Genomic DNA, 3,453 nt, shown 5'->3' on the forward strand with positions numbered 1-3,453 from the left:
CGACCATTGCCGTATTGAAAACCACTTCTCCCGATGTTTCCTTTTCGGCTCCGAATGACCGTCCATGAAAAACCATCCCGTTTTCAAGGATCAATCGCACCGGCTTGTCTTTATACATAGTGCGTACATTATTTTGTAGAGTTGATATTGTATGATATTAGGACACAAAGGTAAAAAAAATCCGGAAATGATGCAACTATTTTACAAATCCTCTTTCATTTTATCTAAACTGTGAGATTATTCACCCTCTTCTCATGGCTTATACCGGCACATCATTATACCCATTATCACCACCCTCACATTGTATTTATCCCTACCCTATTGGCCTTCGGAATTCATCTCTCCGGTCAATACAGAGAAGGTATATGACAACGGAACTACCGCCAAGCCTATTGAACCTATTCCTCTTTGCTGTTGTTTATACACCATATGATAACAAAGTAAACAGATATGAAAAACTGGAGAATAGAAGCCGCGATCATTGCAGTCGGACTGGCTGTAATCGGTATTATGTTCAATGCCGGTATCGGGAACTTCAAAGACAGGGATCGCGTAGTAAGTGTGAAAGGGTACAATATCACTTCGGTGATTACCGTCACTTCAGGGGATGTAGAGAAAATCCGTAAGCTGATCTCCGAACAGACGGAATTGCTGAAACAGGGAGTAGCCATCACTGGTGGTGATTACCGTTATAACACCCTTTACGAGTTTACGGGATTGAACGATATCAAACCGCAGATGATTGAAGAGGCGACCAAGAACGCGCGGGCCGCCGCCGAAAAGTTCGCTCTCGACTCCGGCAGTAAACTGGGGAAAATCCGCAACGCGTCCCAAGGGCAGTTCACCATTACCGACCGGGATGCCAATACCCCCTATATAAAGAATGTCCGCGTAGTGACTACGGTGAATTACTATTTAAAAAATTAATAATGAGCGATGGTTATGTTGTTCCGGCACAAACAAGGATTGGACATGTGCATCTTAAAGTTTCCGACCTGAATCGTGCCCTCGAATTTTATCGGGATTTATTGGGTTTTGAAGTAACCATGATGTATGGCAGCCACGCGGCATTCGTTTCCGCGGGCGGCTACCACCATCATATTGGTTTAAACACGTGGCACAGCAGGGACATGCCTGCATCTTCTAAAAACGGCGTGGGCTTATACCATCTGGCCATCGTCTATCCTGCCAGAAAAGATCTCGCGGTAATCTTCAATCGCCTGGTGAAAGCAGGTTACCCGTTGACGGGAGCCAGTGACCACGGCGTTTCCGAAGCACTGTATTTGGATGATCCCGACGGCAATGGAGTGGAATTATATTGGGACCGGCCCCAGGAGTTATGGCCGCGGGCAGCGGATGGTTCGATAAATATGTTTACCGAACGTCTCGACATACCAAATCTATTAAAAGAGTTGGAAAAAGAGCGGGTATGACATGACTACCCTATTTGGCACCGACAAAATCCAAGACTTCTTTCTTATAAGTCCTTCCGATGGGTATTTCGCGATTCGCCACTGTAAGCCGGTTTCTATTGACGGATTCGACTTTATTTTTCTGAACGATAAAAGAACGGTGCACCCGGATAAATAAACTGCAGGGTAGAATTTCTTTCATCCTTTTCATCGACTCCAGGGTGATCAACGGCCGGCGGCCGTTGATCGTATAGATCTTTATATAATCTTTCAAGCCTTCGATATAAAGGATATCTTTAAAAGAGACAGAGATAAGTTGATGCTCCGACTTTACGAATATCGCGTCCACTTTATGAACATTCTTTTGCCCCGGAACCTCTTTCAACACAGCATCGAACCAGTCTTGGGCCTTTTTACACGTTGTCAGGAATTCTTCGTAAGAGACCGGTTTTAACAGATAGTCAAAAGCATTTACCCGGTATCCTTCGAGTGCATATTCCTTGAAAGCGGTAATAAAAACGATCTTTGTTTCGGATGGCACCATATGGGCTAATTCCATACCGTTGATACGCGGCATCTGGATATCGAGAAAAATCAAATCTACCTTTTGGGTCAAGAGGTCTTCCATCGCCAAAGCGGGATTATTATACTTTCCCGTCAGTTCAAGGTGCGGCGTATCCTGTATATACGACTCCAAAAGGCTCAGGGCCAATGGTTCATCGTCAATAATCCAGCATCTAAGTACTCTGTTCATGTTCTTTTCGTTTCGATGATCAATACGGTAGAATAAATATCGTCTTCTATCTCTGTATGCCACATATAGCGGTAAGGGTAAAGCAGTTCCAGCCTCTTCTGTACTTGTTGCAACCCGATACCGCTGCCGCTTTTATCCGACTCGTCTTTCGGAAAATAACTGTTGCCGCACAAGAATTCGATCCTTCCATCCTCCTTTTCCACCAGTGAAATATCGATAAACGAATATTCCCCGCTACTGATCCCGTGTTTAAAAGCGTTTTCTATCAGCGAGATGAAAATAAGCGGGGCGATCATCACCTCGCTATTTTCCCTGAGATCGAATTTTACGCTAAGATCGGTATTGTCGGGCAAACGCAGACGCATCAGATCAATGTAGTTACGGATAAAATTTACTTCTTCCTTTAAGGGAACATACATTTTATTGTTCTCGTACAATACATATTGCAGTAACCGGCTTAAATCCATAATAGCCGGCTTTACCTTGGGTGAATTGAGTTGTGCCAGCGCGTAGATATTATTCAGCGTGTTCAGCAGGAAATGCGGATTGATTTGATTCTTCAGGTTCTTCAATTCAGCCTCTATCATAGCCTGTTGCATCTCTTTCTGCGCCACTTCGATTTTGGTCCATCGCCGGCTCATTTTAATGGCCGTGCTCAATATCACCACCAAAATCAACGAAACCACATCGCGGAGTATAAAGAACATGACCGGCACTATCCGGCTCTTTTCCGGCCCGGGAGGTCCCGCCGGAGTATTGGCCCCGCCGAAAGGAGGCTTATCACCGGGAATGTTGAATGCGAAGGAGAATTCGTGCCAAAGATGGATGAGTAACGCCGTTCCCAGAATCAATGCTATGTTAATAATGAGAAATTCATTCTTTTTATTTTGGAATAAAAAATGATCGACAAAATAGAAGTAATTACTATAAAATACGATCATAAAACAAACGGGAACAGGAATAAACAAGAGGAAACTAATCCATGAAAAGTTCCCCTGGCTCATAAAAAATAACGGCAACCCGAAGATGATGCACCAGGCGGCAATATGGATAAAAATGTTATCGGCTATTTTCGTATAGGATAGGCGGTATCGGCCTTTGTCAGGTGCTATCGTCAATTTCGGCGTACTATCCGGAGTATCTGTTTTTTTCGGCTCCATCTTCTTTGTTTTTTTAGATACACATTATTCATACCGTATTGCTTCGATGGGATCGAGCTTTGCGGCTTTCTTTGCCGGATACCACCCGAAAAAAATGCCGGTTATCGAGCAAACACCGAATGAGAGC

At 44.1% G+C, this 3,453-nt stretch carries 5 protein-coding genes; 2 read left to right on the forward strand and 3 right to left on the reverse strand.

Going from position 1 to position 3,453, the window contains the following annotated elements; genetic code table 11:
* A partial coding sequence (locus Q0502_RS06255; RefSeq protein ID WP_298648557.1) for a carbamoyl-phosphate synthase domain-containing protein occupies positions 1–118 on the reverse strand: 118 nt, incomplete at its 3' end.
* A gap of 332 nt (positions 119–450) precedes the next feature.
* Here Q0502_RS06255 and Q0502_RS06260 point away from each other — a divergent pair.
* Both Q0502_RS06260 and Q0502_RS06265 read left to right on the forward strand, forming a co-directional pair.
* Complete coding sequence (locus Q0502_RS06260; protein WP_298648547.1) at positions 451–927, forward strand: SIMPL domain-containing protein; 477 nt, start codon at positions 451–453, stop codon at positions 925–927.
* 2 nt (positions 928–929) lie between these two features.
* Positions 930–1,433, forward strand: coding sequence for a VOC family protein (locus Q0502_RS06265; protein WP_298648550.1), 504 nt, complete (start codon positions 930–932; stop codon positions 1,431–1,433).
* Between the two features lie 10 nt (positions 1,434–1,443).
* Here Q0502_RS06265 and Q0502_RS06270 read toward each other — a convergent pair whose 3' ends face one another.
* Both Q0502_RS06270 and Q0502_RS06275 read right to left on the reverse strand, forming a co-directional pair.
* Entirely contained in the window at positions 1,444–2,166 is a 723-nt protein-coding gene (locus Q0502_RS06270) for a LytTR family DNA-binding domain-containing protein (protein ID WP_298648552.1), read from the reverse strand.
* A complete protein-coding gene (locus Q0502_RS06275; RefSeq protein WP_298648555.1) occupies positions 2,163–3,326 on the reverse strand; it encodes a histidine kinase in 1,164 nt (387 codons plus the stop codon). The genes Q0502_RS06270 and Q0502_RS06275 overlap by 4 nt, the downstream gene beginning before the upstream one ends.
* Positions 3,327–3,453 lie beyond the last annotated feature (127 nt).

It is taken from the genome of uncultured Proteiniphilum sp. (assembly GCF_937873925.1).
GTDB lineage: Bacteria > Bacteroidota > Bacteroidia > Bacteroidales > Dysgonomonadaceae > Proteiniphilum.

Coding starts and splice junctions, on each gene's coding strand:
- Q0502_RS06275 (WP_298648555.1), bottom strand. CDS start 3,326: ATGGAGCCGAAAAAAACAGATACTCCGGATAGTACGCCGAAATTGACG.
- Q0502_RS06260 (WP_298648547.1), top strand. CDS start 451: ATGAAAAACTGGAGAATAGAAGCCGCGATCATTGCAGTCGGACTGGCT.
- Q0502_RS06270 (WP_298648552.1), bottom strand. CDS start 2,166: ATGAACAGAGTACTTAGATGCTGGATTATTGACGATGAACCATTGGCC.
- Q0502_RS06265 (WP_298648550.1), top strand. CDS start 930: ATGAGCGATGGTTATGTTGTTCCGGCACAAACAAGGATTGGACATGTG.